Source organism: Oleispirillum naphthae, assembly GCA_027864655.1.
Taxonomy (GTDB): Bacteria; Pseudomonadota; Alphaproteobacteria; order Rhodospirillales; family Rhodospirillaceae; genus Oleispirillum; species Oleispirillum naphthae.
Window position 1 is genome coordinate 26,571 of sequence record JAQAZG010000003.1, and the last position, 16,757, is coordinate 43,327.

Below are 16,757 nucleotides of genomic sequence, written 5' to 3' on the forward strand. Positions count from 1 at the left end.
CCACGAGGAGCCGTTCGCCCCCTGAAGGTGCGGGCGGCGTCGAAATGCCACCTTTAGGGGTGGTATTCTCCTCTGCCGACGGCAGGACTACATCATATCCAAATCCTCTGGAAAACGACAGTCCCGTATCTTGGATTTGTCGGCGATTTTGCGGATATTATCGAAGCAAGGCCGGAACGCAGCCTCCCCCAACGCGTCCCGCGCCTCGTCTCCCCAAAGACCCTTCGCCGGGGTCCGGCCGGTGCCAGCCAACCGGACCCCGGCTTTAGGGAGTGGTTACTTATGCCTTGAAATAATGTGGAAGTTGCACTCATCGCGGCCGCCGCGGCAACGGCGGCCGCACTTTCCAGGCCGCGGCGACGGCGGCGTCCGCGAAAAACAACCCTTATGGGTGGTTTTTCCGTTCGCCGTGCGACGATTCCGGCGCGCCGTTGCCGTAGGCCGCCGCCATCTCGGCGACCGCCGCAAGCTTCGCATGAAACGGCGCCCAGTCGTCCGCGGCGTCGATCGCCTCCCAGATCGCCTCCACCTCGTCGATCAGCATGGTGCACGGCGCGGCGCGGCGGAAATAGGGGTGCTCCAGGTCCGCCCCCGGCGCGGCGGGCAGGCCCGCCAACGCGGCGCGCACCGGCGCGAAGCCCTCCGCCGCGTAAAGTTCGGCCAGCGGCGAGGCGGCGGCGCGCGCCTTGCCCGCCTCGCCGCCGTACCAGTCGAAGAACACCTGCTCGAAGGGCGCGCGGCTGTCGAAGAGGAAGCGCCACAGCGACTCCGCCGCCGCCCCCGCCGCCGCCGCGCCCGCGGGCGCAAGGCCGAGACGGCGCAGCAGTTCCGCCTGGAAGGCGGCGCGGAAGGCATCGGGAAAGGTTTCCAGCACCGCCACCAGGCGGTCTTTCGGCGCCAGCGGCAGCAGGCACTCGGCCAGCCGCGTGAGGTTCCAGGCGAGCGAATCCGCCTGCGCGCCGAAGGCGTAGAGCCCGCCCCGGTCGAAATAGGCGGCGACGAAGGCCGGGTCCATCACCGGCACGAAGCGCCATGGCCCGTAGTCGAAGCTCTCGCCGGTGACGTTGATGTTGTCGGAATTGAGCACCCCATGGGCGAAGCCCGCCACCATCCACTGCGCGCCGGTGCGCGCGACGCGGCGGATCACCTCGGCCAGAAAGGCCTGCGCCCGCGCCGCGCCGGTCTCCGGCGACAGCTCCGGCATGTAGGTTTCCACCACGTAGTCGAGCAGCCGCGCGATGTTGGCCTCGTCGCCGAAATGGCGCAGCCGCTGGAAGGTGCCGATGCGGATGTGCGAATGGCTGAGACGCACCAGCACCGAGGACCGCGTCGGCGAGGGCTCGTCGTTGCGCTCCAGTGCCTCGCCGGTCTCGATCAGGCTGAACGACTTCGAGGTGTCCACCCCCAGCGCCTCCAGCATCGCGGTGGCCAGCACCTCGCGCACCCCGCCCTTCAAGGTCAGCCGCCCGTCGCCGAAGCGGGAGTACGGCGTGCGCCCGCTGCCCTTGGTGCCGAGGTCCAAGAGCCGCCCTCCCGCCGCCTCTTCAACCTGCGCGAAGAGGAATCCCCGGCCGTCGCCGATCTCCGGGTTGTAGGAGCGGAACTGGTGGCCGTGATAGCGCAGCGCCAGCGCCTCTTCCAAATTCCCCGGCAGCGGTTCGAAGCGCCCCATGTGGGCGATCCACTCCGCGTCCGTCAGGCCGGAAAGCCCCACCTGCGCCGCCCAGCCGCGGTTGCGGTAGCGCAGCACGTGCGCGGGAAACGCCGCGGGCGTCACCGCGTCGTAGAAATCCTCCCCAAGGTCGAGGATGCGGCAGGAGGGGCGGTAAGACGGATCGGGAGACATGCGAATTTTCCGGGTTCACGCGGATTCGGGATTTGGTTTACAGTGCGTTCCTTCATATATCGGCTATATGCGACCGATAATAAGTCTCACATAGTGCATTTGATGCAGCCGCGCGCCCGCCGCGCGGCAGAGTGGATTTTTGCCATGGTTTACGTGCCGCCCTCGGACCAGGAAACCGCCGTCACCGCGGAGCCCGCCAGTTTCGCCCCCCGCCACGGCGACGAACCGCCGCGTTTCACGCCGCGCGGCTCGCCCGCCTATTGGCGCATCACCATCGGCCTCTTCCTCACCGGCTATGCCACCTTCTCCCTGGTCTACTGCGTGCAGCCGCTCTTGCCGGTGTTCGCCGCGGAGTTCGGCGTCGGCGCGGCGGCAAGCTCGCTCGCCCTCTCGCTGACCACCGGCACCCTCGCCGTCTCCATCCTCTGCGCCGGGGCGCTTTCGGAAAACCTCGGGCGCAAGTGGCTGATGTTCGCCTCGATGTGCACCGCCGCGGTGCTCAACATCGCCGCCGCCGCCGCGCCGTCCTGGCACCTCATGCTCGTCGCCCGCGCCCTCGAAGGTTTCGCCCTCGGCGGCGTTCCCGCCGTCGCCATGGCCTACCTGGCGGAGGAAATCGACCCCCGCGGCCTCGGCCTCTCCATGGGGCTCTACGTCGGCGGCACCGCTTTCGGCGGCATGACCGGCCGGGTGCTCACCGGCTACGTCGCCGACGCCTTCTCCTGGCCCGCCGCCATCGGCCTGATCGGCGTCACCGGCCTCGTCTCCGCCCTGTGCTTCGCCGCGCTGCTGCCGGAATCGAAAAACTTCGCCCGCAAGCGCGGCTTCAGCCTCAACGATCACCTCGCCACCTGGGGCCGCCATCTGCGCAATCCCGGCCTGCGGCGGCTCTTCCTCATCGCCTTCGTCAGCATGGGGGCGTTCGTCACCGTCTACAACTACGCGAGCTTCCGCCTGCTCGCGCCGCCGTTCTCCCTCTCCCACTCCCAGATCGGCCTGATCTTCACCGCCTACCTCTTCGGCATCGCCTCGTCCTCGCTCGCCGGCGGCCTCTCCGACCGCGTCGGCCGCGCCCCGGTGCTCACCGGCGGCGCGCTGGTCGCGCTCGCCGGGCTGGCGCTTACCCTCTCCTCCTCGCTGGCCGCCGCGATCGCGGGCATCGCCCTCGTCACCATCGGCTTCTTCGCCGCCCACTCCATCGCCAGCGGCTGGGTCGGGCGCACCGCCGACGGCGCCAAGGGACACGCCGCCTCGCTCTACCTGCTCGCCTACTACCTGGGCTCCAGCCTGCTCGGCTCCTCCGGCGGCTGGTTCTGGACCCATATGGGCTGGCCCGCCGTCGCCGCCTTCTGCGCCACGCTGTTCGCCATAACCCTCGCCATCGCGCTCCTGATGCCGCGCAAGAACCGCGGGGTTTAACCCCAAAACTTTGCGAGGGGTCTTGGACCCCTCGCGCACCCCATAACTGGTTTTTCGCCGCGTAGCGGCAGGCAACCGTCACGCCGCGTGACGGTTCTATCGCGCTGCGCGCAAAACCCAAAAGTTATGGGGGGTGTGGGGGGATTGGAGCCGACTGCCGAAGGTAGTGGGAACGCCCAGTGGGCGTTCCCAAGGCGGAAATGTCCCCCCATGACGTTTTTACTTAAACCCCGCCACCGCGTGCGGCACGTAGGGGGCTTGCAGCGCCGCGATTTCCTCGGCTGCGAGATGCAGCTCCAGCGCCGCCGCGGCGTCGGTGAGGTGGTGGGGCTTGGAGGCGCCGATGATCGGGCAGGTGATGCCGGGTTTCTGCAACAGCCAGGCGAGCGCCACCTGGGCGCGCGGCACGCCGCGGGCGGCGGCGATTTTGCCGACTGCGTCGATCACCTGGCGGTCGGCCTCCTGGGTGCGGTCGTAGAGGTTGTGGCCGACCGTATCGGTTTCGACACGATGCGTGGTTTCGTTCCAGTCGCGGGTGAGGCGGCCGCGCGCCAGCGGGCTCCAGGTCATCACCGCGATGCCCTGGTCGGCGCACAGCGGCAGCATTTCGCGTTCCTCCTCGCGGTAGAGGAGGTTGACGTGGTTCTGCATGCTGACGAAGCGGGTTCCGCCGTTGATCCGCGCGGTGTAGAGCGCCTTGGAAAACTGCCAGGCGTGCATCGAGGATGCGCCGATATAGCGCGCCTTGCCCGCTTTCACGATGTCGTGCAGGGCTTCCAGGGTTTCCTCGATCGGGGCGCCGTAGTCCCAGCGGTGGATCTGGTAGAGGTCCACGTAGTCGGTGCCGAGGCGCTTCAGCGAGGCGTCGATCTCCCGCATCAGCGCCTTGCGGGAGAGGCCCGCGCCGTTGGGGCCCTCGTGCATGCGGTTGTAGACCTTGGTGGCGATCACCAGGTCCTCGCGGCGGGAGAAGTCCTTGACCGCACGGCCGACGATCTCTTCCGAGGTGCCGTCGGAATAGGTGTTGGCGGTGTCGAGGAAGGTGATTCCCATCTCCAGCGCCTGCTTGATCAGGGGGCGGCTTTCCGCCTCCGGCAGGGTCCAGATATGGTTGCCGCGGTCCGGGATGCCGTAGGTCATGCAGCCGAGGCAGAGGCGCGAGACCTCGAGCCCGGTGCCGCCGAATTTCACATAGTCCATGGGGGTTTTCCTTTCGGTCAATCGACGATGAAGAGCTTCACTCCGGTGCGGGTGGAGGAACGGTGCGCCGCATCGCCGAAGTCGGAGACTTCGTAGCTCATCCCGGCTTTGAGGGTGAAGCGGCGGCCGTCCTTGAGCTCGGTTTCCAGCTCTCCTTCCAGAACATAGAGAATGTGGCCGCGATCGCACCAGTGGTCGGCCAGATATCCCGGCGCATAATCGACGCGGCGGATGCGCACGTCGCCGACGTTGAGGGTGCGCCAGAGCGCATGCCCGGTTTCGCCCGGGTGTTCGGTGGCGGGCATCGCGTCCCATTCGGTCACGGTGAACGGCAGGTCCGGCAATTTCATCATCAGTCCTTTCAGATCGGCAGGGTATCCACCGCCTTGATTTCCTCCATCACCGCGTAGGTGCGGGTTTCCCGCACCCCCGGCAGCGGCAGGATGACATCGCCCAGGAAGGCGCGGTAGGAGCCCATGTCCTTCACCCGCGCCTTGATCAGGTAATCGAAGCCGCCGGTCACCATATGACATTCCAGGACCTCTCCGGAACGCCGAACCTGCGCGGCGAAGGACTCGAAGACGTCCGGGCTGGTGCGGTCGAGCAGGACCTCGACGAAGACGAGGAGACCGCGCCCCACCTTCACCGGGTCGAGCTTGGCGCGATAGCCGAGGATGAAGCCCTCGCGGGTGAGCCGACGGATGCGGTCGGCGGTGGCGGTGGGCGACAGTCCGATGCGGTCCGCCAGTTCGGAGGTGGTGATGCGGCCGTCCGCCTGGAGTTCCCGCAGCAGCTTGCGGTCGAGACGGTCCAAGCCTTCGATATCGCTGTCGGACATGTATTAAACCTTTTAATTCACGGTTGACGGCCATGATATACCCGGGAAGCCCGGCGAAAAAGCCGATATCATGAGAATTCGACGGGCAGCCATGAGCCGCCCGGAGTCGCCCCCGCATCGGATGATTGAGATGACCGCTTCCCTCGCCCTGGTTTCCGGCGTGCCCGGCTTCGCGCCGTTCCGCGCCGACTACGCCCCCGACGACACCGAGCTGGTGCGCGCGCTGTTGCCGCGCGCCGCCTTCCCGCCGGAGGCCGACGCCCGCATCGACGCCGACGCCGCCCGCCTGATCGGCGCGATCCGCGCCGAGACCGGCAGCCTGGGGGTGGAGGAATTCCTGCGCGAGTTCGCGCTCTCCACCCGCGAGGGCCTGGCGCTGATGGTGCTGGCCGAGGCGCTGTTGCGGGTGCCGGACGCCGCCACCGCCGACAAGCTGATCGAGGACAAGCTCACCGAGGCGCAGTTCGACAGCCACGAACGCGTCTCCGACGCCTGGCTGGTTTCCGCCTCGGCCTGGGCGATGGGCGTCACCGCCCGCGTCCTCCGGCCCGACGACACGCCGCTCGGCGTGCTCGGCGGCGCGATCAAGCGCCTCGGCCGCCCCACGGTGCGCACCGCCGCGGGCCAGGCGATGAAGGTGATGGGCCACCAGTTCGTCCTCGGCCAGACCATCGACGCCGCGATCTCCCGCGCCGCGGCGAAGCAGGCCAAGGGCTACCGCCACTCCTACGACATGCTGGGCGAAGGCGCGCGGACGAAGGACGGCGCGGAAAAGCACTTCCAGTCCTACGTCACCGCGCTGACCCGCATCGGCAAGGCGGCGGGGAACGCGGGCGCGCTGCCGGCGCGGCCCGGCATGTCGGTGAAGCTGTCGGCGATCCACGCCAAGTACGAGGCGACCAACCAGGAGGCGGTGATGGCCGACCTGGTGCCGAAGATGCTGGAACTCTGCCGCATCGCCAAGGACTACGACCTCAACCTCACCATCGACGCGGAAGAGGCGGATCGCCTGGAGCTGTCGCTCGACATCTTCGCGGAAAGCCTGGCCGACCCGTCGCTCGCCGGGTGGATGGGCTACGGCATCGCCATCCAGGCGTACCAGAAGCGCGCGCTCCAGGTGGTGGACTGGGTGGGCGGGCTTGCCGAGTCGCTCGACCGCCGCCTGATGGTGCGCCTGGTCAAGGGCGCCTACTGGGATACCGAGGTGAAGCGCGCCCAGGAGCGCGGGCTTGCCGACTATCCGCTGTTCTCCCGCAAGTCGGCGACCGATCTCTCCTATCTCGCCTGCGCGCGGCGGCTGATGTCGTTACGGCCCCGTATCTATCCGCAATTCGCCAGCCACAATGCGCTCTCCGTGGCCTTCGTGCGTGAGCTTTCGCACGAGAACTGGTCGGATTCCGACCATGGCTTCGAATTCCAGAAGCTGCACGGCATGGGCGATGCGCTCTATCGCCCGGTGGTGGAGGAAGACGGCTATCCCTGCCGCATCTATGCACCCGCGGGCGACCACCGCGACCTTCTCGCCTATCTGGTGCGCCGCCTTTTGGAAAACGGCGCCAACTCCTCCTTCGTCGCCAACGTCGGCAACCTCGACATCCCGGTGGAAAGCCTGCTCACCCGCCCGGCGGAAATCCTGAGCGGCGGCGCGCGGGCGCGCAACGCCCACATCCCGCTGCCCGCCGACCTCTACGGCGGCGTGCGCAAGAACTCCCGCGGCATCGAACTCGGCTGTGCGGCGGAGCGCAAGGCCCTGGAGGCCGCGCTCGCGGACTATGCGGGCGAGCGTTATGCCGCCGCACCGCTGATCGACGGAAAGCCGCAGCCGGGGCCGGAACGCCCGGTGCTCGCCCCCTTCGACCGCCGCACCGCCGCCGGTTCGGTGGTGGAAGCGACGGCGGAAACCGCGGCCCGCGCCATCGAACGCGCCCGCGCCGCCTTCCCCGCCTGGGAGCGCACCCCGGCGGGCGAGCGCGCCGCGGCGCTGCAACGCCTCGGCGACGCCATCGAGGCGAACCGCGAACGCTTCATGGCGCTCCTCGCCGCCGAGGCGGGCAAGACCCAGGGCGATGCGCTCGCCGAAGTGCGCGAGGCGGTGGATTTCTGCCGCTATTACGCCACCGAGGCGCGCCGCCTGTTTTCCGAGGCGCGGCGCATGCCCGGCCCGACCGGCGAGGACAACCGCTTCCGCCTGCGCGGCCGCGGCGTGTTCGTCTGCATCTCGCCGTGGAACTTCCCGCTCGCCATCTTCATCGGCCAGGTCGCCGCGGCGCTCGCCGCGGGCAACGCCGTGGTCGCCAAGCCCGCGGGCTCGGTGCCGCTGGTCGCCGCCCTGGCGGTGAAACTGGCGCACCAGGCGGGCATTCCCGCGGGGGCGCTGCAGTTCACCCCCGGACCGGTCGGCTCCGCCCTGGTGGCGCACCCCGCGGTCGCGGGCGTGGCGTTCACCGGCTCCACCGAAACCGCGCACGGCATCAACCGCGCGCTCGCCGCGAAGACCGGCCCGATCGTGCCGCTGATCGCCGAAACCGGCGGCATCAACGCGATGATCGTGGACGCCACCGCCCTGCCGGAGCAGGTCTCCGACGACGTGGTGACCTCCGCCTTCCGCTCCGCCGGGCAGCGCTGCTCGGCGCTGCGCCTCCTCTTCCTCCAGGAGGACGTCGCCGACCACATGCTCAAGATGATCGTCGGCGCGGCGCAGCAGTTGGTGCTCGGCGATCCTCGGCGGTTGCTCACCGACATGGGCCCGGTGATCGACGCCGAGGCGAAGACGCGGCTGGACGCCTATGTCGCGGAGGCCCGGGCCTCCGGCCGCGTCGTTTTCGAGGGCGCGCCCCCCGGCGGCGACTTGGCGGGCGGCACCTGGGTCGCGCCGGTGGTGATCGACCTCGGCCACGACCCCGCGCTCCTCACCGAGGAGGTGTTCGGCCCGGTGCTCCACGTGGTGCGCTGGAAGGCGAAGGAACTGGATGCGGTGATCGACGCCATCGCCGCCACCGGCTACGGCCTCACGCTCGGCATCCACTCCCGCATCGAGGCCACGGTGCGCCGCGTCTGCGACCGCCTGGCGGTGGGCAACGTCTACGTCAACCGCAACATCATCGGCGCGGTGGTCGGCGTGCAGCCGTTCGGCGGCTCCGGCCTCTCCGGCACCGGGCCGAAGGCGGGCGGGCCGGACTACCTGCTGCGCTTCGCCCAGGAACAGACGATCTCCACCAACACCGCCGCCGCGGGCGGCAACGCCACCCTCATCGCCATGGGCGAAGACTGACGCAAAAAGCCGCCGCGGGCTGCTGCTCCCGCGGCGGCAAAAGACCCGAAACGAGGGGAATCGGGCCGGAAAACCGGAAAAACCAGGCCAGGGGCGCTGCCCCTGGACTCCGCTGGGGCCTTGGGCCCCAGACCCCATAACTTCTTGTTTTTCCGCGAAGCGGGATAGGCCTGTGCCTGCCGCACGCTAGGTCTTACGGCGCTTCGCGCAAAAACTAAGGGGAGGCGCGGAGGGACCGAGTCCCTCCGCAAAGTTTTTGTTTTCCCTCAATCCACCCCCAGCTTGCCGCGCAGGGTGGAGAGGTCCTCGGCCAGGGTATTGACCGCGGCGGCGAGCACGGTGCGGTCGGAGTCGGTGAGCTTGTCGTAGGGTTCGTAGCCCTTGGCGGTCTTGTACTTGTCGAGCGTGGCATCGACCCTGGCGAAGTTGTCCGCGACCTTTTTCACGAAGGCCGGGTCCTGCTTCGAGACCAGGGGCTCGACGAGGTCGAAGATCTTCTTCGAGCCGTCGAAGTTGCCGCGGAAGTCCCAGAGGTCGGTATGGCTGTAGCGGTCTTCCTCGCCGGAGATCTTGGTGGCCGCCACTTCCTCCATCAGCACCGCGGCGCCGCCGATCACCACCTTGGGCGGGAAGACCAGGCCGTCGATGCGCTTGTGCAGGTCTTTCACGTCGGCGAGCAGCTTGTCGGCATAGGGTTCCATGCCCTTGGTGGAATTGGCGTCCCACAGGGCGTGTTCGATGCGGTGGAAGCCGCTGAACGCCGGGTCCTTTTCCGCCTTTTCGAAGTCGTCGGCGCGGGCGTCGATGGAGACGTCGAGGTCGCTGAACAGCTCGGCGATGGGTTCGATGCGTTCATAGCTGATGCGCGTCGGCGCAAACAGCGCGCGCGCCTTCTCGACGTTTCCGGTCTTCACCGCGGCGACGAAGGCCTCGGTATCGGCGACGAGTTTCTCGGTGTTCTCGGCGACGTAGAGCTTGTAGTCGGCGATCGGCGCGACGAGGTGGAGCATTTCCTCCTTCGCCGCCGCGAGTCCCGGCAGGGCGATCGCCAGGGCGGCGGCCCCGGAGATCAACAGGCGTCTCAACTTCATGGCGCAACTCCTTGTTTCAATGCATGGGTCATGAAAGCGCGGACCCGCGAGAGGCCTCCACGAGGGTCCGCCCGAGGTAGTCCCCGGCGCCGCGCACGCCGGGCAGAACGAAGAAATAGCCGCCGCCCACGGGCTGGATGTATTCCTCCAGCGGTTCGCCGTTGAGCAGGCTCTGCACCGCGATGAATCCGGCGGCGAGGTCGGCCTGATAGGCGATGAAGAGCAGCCCCTGGTCGAGCTGGCCGGACTTCGTTACGCCATTGGAATAATTAAACGGGCGGCGCAGGATAAGGTGCTCGGCAAATTCCCTGGTGCGCGGGTTGGCCAGCCGGATATGGGCGTCGAGCGGCGTGACCTTGCCCTCCGGGTCCCTGGCGTAGTCCGGCACGTCGCTTTCCTTGCGGCCGTCCATCGGCGCGCCCGAGGCCTTCTTGCGGCCGAAGATCTGCTCCTGCTCGCGCAGCGGGGTGCGGTCCCAACGTTCGACGAAATTGCGGATGATGCGCACCGCCTGATAGCTGCCGCCCACCGCCCAGGCCGGTTCCCCGGCGTCGCCGGTGACCCAGACGAGGCGCTCCATCAGCGCCGCGTCGTTGGAGTCCGGGTTGGCGGAGCCGTCGCGGAAGCCGAGGAAGTTGCGCGCGCTTTCGGTCTCGCCATCGGGCCTGGCGGGGACCACCGGCACCGTGCCTTCCTGCTTCCAGCGCAGCACCAGGAACTCCGGCAGGGTCTTGACGATGTCGCGCAGGGCGTGGATCGCGGTGTCCGGGGTGTTGGCGCAGATCTGCAAGGCGAGGTCGCCGTGGCAGGCTTCGCGGCGCAGCGCATCGTTGGGGAAGGCGGTCATGCGTTGCAGATGCTTCGGCCTCAGGCCCGCGAGCCAGGGCCGCGCGGCGAAGAAGGAGTCGCCCAGCGACACGGTGACGGTAAGGTTGTCCGGCGGCACCACCGGGCCGAGAATGCCGGAATCGAGCGGCGGCAGGCCGGGGTCCAGTTCCGGCACCGGGCCGCCCGCCATGAGAAAGGCGATGCGCTCGGTAAGGGTGCGGAACATCCGCTCCAGGTCGTCCGGGGTTTCGGCGATGACGCCGAAGGCGGCGACCATCCCCGCCGCCGGGCGCGGCGTCGTCACCCCCGCCTGGTGCTCCCCGAGGAAGGGCTGCCGCTCCCGGGTTTCGCCGTGGCCGCGCGGCGCATCCGCCGCCTTTTGCGCCGCGCGCGCGGCGGGGACTCCCCCGGCCAGCCCCGCGGCCCCCGCCGCGCCGAGGCCGAGCAACACCTGCCGCCGCCCCGGCCCGTTCCGTCCGTCGCTCATTTCTCTCCCCCATTCATCGCCGTATCCACCTTGGAAAAGGCATCCCCCAGGGCGGCGAAGGCGGGTTCCGCCGCGCCGCCATCCACCGCCGCAAAGGCGGCGACCAGTTTATCCTCCAGCTCCGCCGCCGCCTTGGGCGCGGGCCGCGCCGCCACCGGCAGCAGAAGCTCCGCCGCCTTGGCGAGGCCGGAAAGCGCGGCAACGCGGTCGGCGCGGTCCGCCGCGGCGAGGCCCGGCGCGCGTTCCGCCCGCCCCTGGGCAAGCCGCGCCGCCAGCTTCGCCGGGCTTTCGGTGAGCAGCGCGGGTTCCACCGCGACGCTGCGCAACCGCTCCTTCAGCCGCGCGAGGTCGGCGGCAAGGCGTTCCGCCACCGGCGCGAGACCGCTGAGAGTCTCCTCGACGAACAGCCCGCGGGCGAGGCGCGGATAGCCGGTGAAGGCCGGGTCCTTTTCGCGCAGCGCCAAATATTCCGCTCGCGGATCGATCGCCGCCTCGAGGTCGGAAAAACGCGCCGCCACCGGGGCCGCCCGCAGATAGGCATCCCGCGCGGTACGGTAGGCGGCGCGCGCCGCGGCGAGGTCACCACCCGCCACGGCAAGGGAAAGATCGCCCGAGGCGCGCACCATCGCCGCGCCTTGGCGCAACAGGTACACCCGGTATTCGGAGAGCGCGCCGACAAGCCCCTGCACGTCGAGGCGCGAAGCGGCGGCGCGGGATTCTTCCGAGGGCGTCACGGTCAGCGTGCCGCGCGGGTTGGAGAGCAGGCCGCAGGTGATGGCATAAGTGCCGGGGGCCAGCCGCGCGGTCAACGTTTGGCGGAAGCCGGGGGCGATGTTCTCGCGCTCCTCCACCACCATCACCCCGTCGAGGATCTCCCACTCCACCGGCCGGTCGGACTTGTTGACGATTTCGAAGGTGCGTTTCCCTGCCGCAACGGTCAACGCGTTGGGTTCGCACGCCTTGGCGGTGACCGCCACGGTCACCGCATCCGCCGCCACCGGCGCGCCGCGCTGCTGCGACGCCCAATAGAACGCCGCGCCCCCGGCGACGGCGAGCGCAGCGCCGCCCAGGGCGGCCGTGCGCAACAGGCGGGTGGAAGGCGGGGACGCGCTCATCGGGAAACCTCCGTACGGGCGGGGGGACGCAGGAAAAGCGAAAGACTGACGGCAAGGAAGGCGGCATAGGCGATCAGTTCGCCGGTGCGCGGCGCTTCCTGATAGCCGAACAGGCCGGAAAGCACGGTCCCCAGCACGCTGGAAACCGGCAGCACGCCGCCCAGGTCGAACACCGGGGCTTGCAGAGCGTTCCACACCCCGGCCTCGTGCAGGTTGCGGATCGCCCCGGCGAGAACCCCGGCGGCGACGATGAGCACGAATCCGCCGGTGAAGCGGAAGAACCGCCCGAGGTCGAGCCGCACCCCCCCGGCATAGAAGCCGTAGCCGAGCACGGCGGAGACCAGCAGCCCGGCGAGCGCGCCCACAGGGGCCTGCGGCCCCGGACTCTGCTGGAAGATCGCAAGCAGGAAGAACACCGATTCGAGGCCCTCGCGCGCCACCGCGAAGAACACCATGCCGATCAGCGCCCAGCCGTTGCCCGCGCCCGCGGAAAGCGCGGCATCGACCGACCGCCGCAACTCGCCCGCAATCGCCCGCGCGGCGCGGCGCATCCAGAACACCATGGAAACGAGGATGCCCACGGCGGCGAAGCCCACCACCGCCTCGAACATCTCCTGCGCCTTCTGCGGAAATTCCGCATGCACCGCCTGCAACGCCGCGCCGGCGAACAGCGAGGCGGCCACCGCGAACAACACCCCGGCCCACACCGCGGGCAACCACGCGGCGCGCCCGGTGCGGCGCAGATAGGTGGCGATGATGCCGACGATCAGCGCGGCTTCCATACCTTCCCGCAGCATGATCAGAAACGGCGCGAGCATTGAGCGTCCCCCAAGATGAGAATCATTCGCATCCGTGTCTACGGGGGAGAACGACGGGTGTCAAGCTGCAAATGATTATCGTTCGCAGCTAATATAGGGAGGGGTAAGAAAGTCAGAACATGCTGAAAAACAAAGCCGGGGCGCTGCCCCAGACCCCATAAGTTTTTCGCCGCGCAACGGCCATCGACCGTCACGCCGCGTGATGGTCTTATCGCGCTACGCGCAAAACCCAAGTTGTGGGGGGTGCGGGGGGCCCAAGGTCCCCCGCGACGTTTTGGTTTTTCACACCGCCGTGGCGATGACGTCGAGGCTGTTGCGGGTGGCGTTGGAATACGGGCAGATCTGGTGCGCCGCATCGACCAGGGCCTGGGCGGCGGTCTTATCGACGCCGGGCATGGCGACCTCGATCTTGACTTCGAGGCCGAATCCGCCCGCATCGCGCGGCCCGATGCCGACATGCGCGGTGACGCCGGTATCGGCGGGAACCTTGGGGAAGCCGCCCTGGGAAGAGGCGAATTTCATCGCGCCGAGGAAGCAGGCGGCATAGCCCGCGGCGAACAGCTGCTCCGGGTTGGCCCCGGGGCCGCCGGGGCCGCCCATTTCCTTGGGCACCGCGAGCTTGACCTGGAAGCTGCCGTCGAGGGTGGCGGAACTGCCGTCGCGGCCTCCGGTGGCGCGCGCCGCGGTGCGGTAGATGACGTTGACGGACATGGGGTCTCCTTTCCCGTTGGGAATGCTTCGACTCTCCTATCTGGGTATCGCGGCGAAAAAAAGAACGGCACGCGGGAATAGAACGGGGGGTTGCGGTGTCTCCCTGTCACGACCCCCATCCGACAAAGGAGACGCCGATGCTGAAACCCCTCGCCTGCGCCGCCGTTCTGGCGGTTTTCATCACCGGAACCGCCCATGCCGCGGACCCGGCGATGACCGGAACCACTGCAAAGGGCCCCGCCCTGGTCGATTCCAAGGGCATGACTCTCTATGTGTTCGATAAGGACCCGGCGGGCGGTTCCGCCTGCAACGACGCCTGCGCGCAGAACTGGCCGCCCTTGATCGCCCCAGGCGATGCGAAGGCGGGCGGCGGCTTCTCGGTGATCACCCGCACCGGCGGCGCCAAGCAGTGGGCGTACAAGGGCAAGGCCCTCTACCTCTGGGTCAAGGACGTCAAGCCGGGGGATGCCACCGGCGACGGCTTCCGCGGCGTGTGGCACATCGCCAAGCCGTAGGCGCGCTTAAGCGGCGGCGGCGCGGGCCGCCGCCGCAAAACCGGGGAAACGCGATGGCGCAGGACGGCTTCGAGACGCATCTGGAACGGCAGATCCCGGCGCTGCGCCGCTATGCCTATGCGCTGACGCGGCATGCCGAGGACGCCGACGACCTGGTGCAGGACTGCCTGGAGCGGGCGCTCTCGCGGCGCTACCTGAAGCGCCCGGACGGCGACTTCAAGACCTGGCTGTTCGCCATTCTGCGCAACCTCTACATCAACGCCTATCACGCGCGCCGCCGCCGCGGCGTGCATGTCGGCCTCGACGATGCGCCGCCGCAGTCCGCCCCGGCGGACCAGGAATCCGGTCTTCTCGCGCGCGATGCGCTGGCGGCGCTGGACCTTTTGCCGGAAGAGCAGAAGTCCCTGCTGCTGCTGGTGGGAGTCGAGGATTTTTCCTATGAGCAGGCCGCGCGCCTCCTGGACATCCCGGTGGGCACGGTGATGTCGCGGCTGTCGCGGGCAAGAGGGCGTCTGCGCGCGATCCTGAATGAGGAACGCGGCGCGACGCTGCGGAGGGTGAAATGAGCGAGACCCGAGTGCCGATCGGCGAGGACGATCTGCAAGCCTTCATCGACGGATGCCTGGACGGCCCGCGCCGCGCCGAGGTGGAGGCCTACCTCGCGGCGCAGCCGGAGGTGGCCGCCCGCGTGGCGGAAGACCGCCGCCTGCGCGCGGCGCTGCGCGCGCAGCTGCAACCCCTGTTCGACGAGCCGGTCCCGGCGCGGCTGCGGATTTCCGGGCTGCGGGCGGCGCGGCGCAGCCGCGGCCTGGCGCGGTTGCGCGCCGCCGCCGCCGCGCTGGCGATCTTCTGCGCGGGCGCGGGCGGCGGCTGGCTCGCCCACGGCCCCGCCGCGCCGCAAACCGCCGCGCCGCGCCCGATGGCGATCGCCCACGAGGCCACCATGGCCTACCGCACCTTCGTGGTCGAGGTGGCGCACCCGGTGGAGGTGCGTGCCGCGCAGCAGGACCACCTGATGCGCTGGCTCTCGAAGCGCCTCGGCCGCCGCCTCGCCGCGCCGGATCTCTCCCCCCAGGGCTACCGCCTGATGGGCGGGCGGCTGCTGCCCGCGGGCGATGTGGCGGCGGCACAGTTGATGTACGACGACGCGGCGGGCAACCGCCTGACCCTCTACGTGCAGGCGGCGCACGGCACGGAAACCGCCTTCCGCTTCGCGCAGATGGGCGAGGACGCGACCTTCGCCTGGATCGACAAGGGATTCGGCTTCGCGGTCACCGCGCGTGCGCCGCGCGACGCCCTGCTGCCGGTGGCGGAAGCGGTCTACCGCCAGTTCGAGGCCGCGGGGACATAACGAAAAAGCCGCCTTGCGGCGGCTTTCATATCGTCCGTTCCCGTGGAGGGAAACTGGAGCGGGCGAAGGGATTCGAACCCTCGACCCCAACCTTGGCAAGGTTGTGCTCTACCCCTGAGCTACGCCCGCATCCGTATGGCCTCCGCCGCATTCGGCAGCGCCAAGGCCCGCGACTATATCGGGGATGCCGCGGAATGCAACAAAAAAAATGTACCCCCGGCACAGCTGCGAAATCCGCCCTTAAGACTTGCCTGGCCTGCCGGAAAGCCTCATTTTGAGGGACGGAAAAACACCCCCGGGCAGCGCACGAAAACCATCAGCAGGCACGCGTCATGGATTTGATCTTCGGCGAAAACGCCGCCGCCGGCGGCCCCGCCGCGCAGGACCTCGTCAAGGAGTCCGACACCCAGACCTTCATGCAGGACGTCATCGACGTGTCGATGAACGTGCCGGTGATCGTCGATTTCTGGGCGCCGTGGTGCGGCCCGTGCAAGCAGCTTATGCCGCTGCTGGAACGCCTGGTGCGCGCGGCGCAGGGGCGTGTCCGCCTGGTCAAGATCAACGTCGATGAAAACCCGCAGTTGGCGCAGCAGATGCAGGTGCGCTCCGTGCCCACGGTGTTCGCGATCAAGGAAGGCCGCCCGGTGGACATGCTGGTCGGCGCGCAGACCGAGCGCGAGGTCAAGGCCTTCATCGACCGCATCGGCGGCGGCGCGCAGATCGACGCGCAGATCGACGCGATGCTGGAAACCGCGCGCGAAACCCTCGCCGCGGGCCGGCTGCCGCAGGCGATCGCGATGTACCAGCAGATTCTCCAGGCCGCGCCGGGCCACCCCGGAGCGGTCGCCGGGTTCCTCCGCTGCAACCTCGCCGCCGGGCGCGTCGAAAAGGCGAAAAGCCTGCTCGAACAGATTCCGCCGGACCTCAAGAAACACCCGGAAATCGCCGCAGTGATCGCCACCATCGACCTCGCCGCCGAAGGCGCGGGAACCGATGTGGCCGCGCTGCAGGCCCGCCTCGCCGCGGATGCGAACGACCATCAGGCGCGGTTCGACCTCGCCATGGCCGCCTATGCGGCGGGCGACGCGGAAACCGCGATCCGCGAACTCCTGGAGATCGTGCGCCGCGACCGCGCCTGGGACGAAGACGGCGCGCGCAAGCGCCTGTTGAAGATTCTCGAAGCCCTCGGCCCCGCCGACCCGGCGGCGAAATCCGGACGGCGGCAATTGCAGATGCTGTTGATGGTCTAACCACCGCCCACCCCGGG

The 16,757-nt window shown here is 69.0% G+C and carries 15 protein-coding genes and 1 tRNA gene; 6 read left to right on the forward strand and 10 right to left on the reverse strand.

Features of this window, described 5'->3' with window-relative positions; translation table 11 throughout:
- Positions 1–385: 385 nt before the first annotated feature.
- The gene (locus tag O7R11_RS04535) at positions 386–1,846 is read right to left on the reverse strand and encodes a protein adenylyltransferase SelO family protein (protein ID WP_337996303.1); all 1,461 of its coding nucleotides are present in this window, start codon (positions 1,844–1,846) and stop codon (positions 386–388) included.
- A 144-nt stretch (positions 1,847–1,990) separates the two neighbouring features.
- On the opposite strand from O7R11_RS04535, the gene O7R11_RS04540 reads away from it, so the two are divergent.
- Complete coding sequence (locus tag O7R11_RS04540) at positions 1,991–3,265, forward strand: MFS transporter (RefSeq protein ID WP_337996304.1); 1,275 nt, start codon at positions 1,991–1,993, stop codon at positions 3,263–3,265.
- Between the two features lie 219 nt (positions 3,266–3,484).
- Here O7R11_RS04540 and O7R11_RS04545 read toward each other — a convergent pair whose 3' ends face one another.
- Genes O7R11_RS04545 through O7R11_RS04555 form a run of 3 tightly spaced genes read right to left on the reverse strand, consistent with a single transcriptional unit; the run spans position 3,485 to position 5,303 of the window.
- On the reverse strand, positions 3,485–4,465 hold the full coding sequence (locus tag O7R11_RS04545; protein ID WP_337996305.1) for an aldo/keto reductase: 981 nt from the start codon (positions 4,463–4,465) through the stop codon (positions 3,485–3,487).
- Positions 4,466–4,482: 17 nt separating this feature from the next.
- Complete coding sequence (locus O7R11_RS04550) at positions 4,483–4,818, reverse strand: DHCW motif cupin fold protein (RefSeq protein WP_420792971.1); 336 nt, start codon at positions 4,816–4,818, stop codon at positions 4,483–4,485.
- 8 nt (positions 4,819–4,826) lie between these two features.
- Positions 4,827–5,303 carry an Lrp/AsnC ligand binding domain-containing protein gene (locus O7R11_RS04555; RefSeq protein ID WP_337996306.1) on the reverse strand — a complete coding sequence of 159 codons (477 nt, stop codon included), beginning with the start codon at positions 5,301–5,303 and terminating at the stop codon, positions 4,827–4,829.
- 130 nt (positions 5,304–5,433) lie between these two features.
- Between O7R11_RS04555 and putA the strand changes: the two genes are divergently transcribed.
- Positions 5,434–8,574 (forward strand): bifunctional proline dehydrogenase/L-glutamate gamma-semialdehyde dehydrogenase PutA, encoded by a 3,141-nt coding sequence (gene putA / locus O7R11_RS04560; RefSeq protein ID WP_337996307.1) that lies wholly within the window; start codon positions 5,434–5,436, stop codon positions 8,572–8,574.
- 266 nt (positions 8,575–8,840) lie between these two features.
- On the opposite strand, the gene efeO (O7R11_RS04565) is transcribed toward putA, so the two are convergent.
- The 5 genes from efeO (O7R11_RS04565) to O7R11_RS04585 all read right to left on the reverse strand — a co-directional run bounded on the left by efeO (O7R11_RS04565) (position 8,841) and on the right by O7R11_RS04585 (position 13,624).
- Positions 8,841–9,665, reverse strand: coding sequence for an iron uptake system protein EfeO (efeO, locus tag O7R11_RS04565; RefSeq protein ID WP_337996308.1), 825 nt, complete (start codon positions 9,663–9,665; stop codon positions 8,841–8,843).
- A gap of 28 nt (positions 9,666–9,693) precedes the next feature.
- Positions 9,694–10,980 carry an iron uptake transporter deferrochelatase/peroxidase subunit gene (efeB, locus tag O7R11_RS04570; RefSeq protein ID WP_337996309.1) on the reverse strand — a complete coding sequence of 429 codons (1,287 nt, stop codon included), beginning with the start codon at positions 10,978–10,980 and terminating at the stop codon, positions 9,694–9,696.
- Positions 10,977–12,095, reverse strand: coding sequence for an iron uptake system protein EfeO (gene efeO / locus O7R11_RS04575; RefSeq protein ID WP_337996310.1), 1,119 nt, complete (start codon positions 12,093–12,095; stop codon positions 10,977–10,979). The genes efeB and efeO (O7R11_RS04575) overlap by 4 nt, the downstream gene beginning before the upstream one ends.
- On the reverse strand, positions 12,092–12,913 hold the full coding sequence (gene efeU / locus O7R11_RS04580; RefSeq protein ID WP_337996311.1) for an iron uptake transporter permease EfeU: 822 nt from the start codon (positions 12,911–12,913) through the stop codon (positions 12,092–12,094). Before efeU ends, efeO (O7R11_RS04575) begins: the two co-directional genes overlap by 4 nt.
- Before the next feature lie 282 nt (positions 12,914–13,195).
- Positions 13,196–13,624 carry an organic hydroperoxide resistance protein gene (locus tag O7R11_RS04585; protein ID WP_337996312.1) on the reverse strand — a complete coding sequence of 143 codons (429 nt, stop codon included), beginning with the start codon at positions 13,622–13,624 and terminating at the stop codon, positions 13,196–13,198.
- Positions 13,625–13,761: 137 nt separating this feature from the next.
- Here O7R11_RS04585 and O7R11_RS04590 point away from each other — a divergent pair, with 137 nt between their 5' ends.
- The 3 genes from O7R11_RS04590 to O7R11_RS04600 are packed head-to-tail and all read left to right on the forward strand — an operon-like array spanning position 13,762 to position 15,490.
- Positions 13,762–14,139: a COG4315 family predicted lipoprotein gene (locus O7R11_RS04590; RefSeq protein WP_337996313.1), complete on the forward strand. Its 378-nt coding sequence runs from the start codon at positions 13,762–13,764 to the stop codon at positions 14,137–14,139.
- Positions 14,140–14,192: 53 nt separating this feature from the next.
- The gene (locus O7R11_RS04595; protein ID WP_337996314.1) at positions 14,193–14,705 is read left to right on the forward strand and encodes an RNA polymerase sigma factor; all 513 of its coding nucleotides are present in this window, start codon (positions 14,193–14,195) and stop codon (positions 14,703–14,705) included.
- Entirely contained in the window at positions 14,702–15,490 is a 789-nt protein-coding gene (locus tag O7R11_RS04600; RefSeq protein WP_337996315.1) for an anti-sigma factor family protein, read from the forward strand. The genes O7R11_RS04595 and O7R11_RS04600 overlap by 4 nt, the downstream gene beginning before the upstream one ends.
- A gap of 54 nt (positions 15,491–15,544) precedes the next feature.
- Here O7R11_RS04600 and O7R11_RS04605 read toward each other — a convergent pair.
- Positions 15,545–15,619, reverse strand: a tRNA-Gly gene (locus O7R11_RS04605).
- 203 nt (positions 15,620–15,822) lie between these two features.
- Between O7R11_RS04605 and trxA the strand changes: the two genes are divergently transcribed.
- Positions 15,823–16,740 (forward strand): thioredoxin, encoded by a 918-nt coding sequence (trxA, locus tag O7R11_RS04610; protein ID WP_337996316.1) that lies wholly within the window; start codon positions 15,823–15,825, stop codon positions 16,738–16,740.
- Positions 16,741–16,757 lie beyond the last annotated feature (17 nt).

What these genes read in the sequence shown, in the direction of transcription:
- efeO (WP_337996308.1), bottom strand. Translation starts at nt 9,665, where the DNA reads ATGAAGTTGAGACGCCTGTTGATCTCCGGGGCCGCCGCCCTGGCGATC.
- O7R11_RS04550 (WP_420792971.1), bottom strand. Translation starts at nt 4,818, where the DNA reads ATGATGAAATTGCCGGACCTGCCGTTCACCGTGACCGAATGGGACGCG.
- efeU (WP_337996311.1), bottom strand. Translation starts at nt 12,913, where the DNA reads ATGCTCGCGCCGTTTCTGATCATGCTGCGGGAAGGTATGGAAGCCGCG.
- O7R11_RS04545 (WP_337996305.1), bottom strand. Translation starts at nt 4,465, where the DNA reads ATGGACTATGTGAAATTCGGCGGCACCGGGCTCGAGGTCTCGCGCCTC.
- O7R11_RS04600 (WP_337996315.1), top strand. Translation starts at nt 14,702, where the DNA reads ATGAGCGAGACCCGAGTGCCGATCGGCGAGGACGATCTGCAAGCCTTC.
- O7R11_RS04595 (WP_337996314.1), top strand. Translation starts at nt 14,193, where the DNA reads ATGGCGCAGGACGGCTTCGAGACGCATCTGGAACGGCAGATCCCGGCG.
- O7R11_RS04590 (WP_337996313.1), top strand. Translation starts at nt 13,762, where the DNA reads ATGCTGAAACCCCTCGCCTGCGCCGCCGTTCTGGCGGTTTTCATCACC.
- O7R11_RS04540 (WP_337996304.1), top strand. Translation starts at nt 1,991, where the DNA reads ATGGTTTACGTGCCGCCCTCGGACCAGGAAACCGCCGTCACCGCGGAG.
- O7R11_RS04555 (WP_337996306.1), bottom strand. Translation starts at nt 5,303, where the DNA reads ATGTCCGACAGCGATATCGAAGGCTTGGACCGTCTCGACCGCAAGCTG.
- putA (WP_337996307.1), top strand. Translation starts at nt 5,434, where the DNA reads ATGACCGCTTCCCTCGCCCTGGTTTCCGGCGTGCCCGGCTTCGCGCCG.
- efeB (WP_337996309.1), bottom strand. Translation starts at nt 10,980, where the DNA reads ATGAGCGACGGACGGAACGGGCCGGGGCGGCGGCAGGTGTTGCTCGGC.
- O7R11_RS04535 (WP_337996303.1), bottom strand. Translation starts at nt 1,846, where the DNA reads ATGTCTCCCGATCCGTCTTACCGCCCCTCCTGCCGCATCCTCGACCTT.
- trxA (WP_337996316.1), top strand. Translation starts at nt 15,823, where the DNA reads ATGGATTTGATCTTCGGCGAAAACGCCGCCGCCGGCGGCCCCGCCGCG.
- O7R11_RS04585 (WP_337996312.1), bottom strand. Translation starts at nt 13,624, where the DNA reads ATGTCCGTCAACGTCATCTACCGCACCGCGGCGCGCGCCACCGGAGGC.
- efeO (WP_337996310.1), bottom strand. Translation starts at nt 12,095, where the DNA reads ATGAGCGCGTCCCCGCCTTCCACCCGCCTGTTGCGCACGGCCGCCCTG.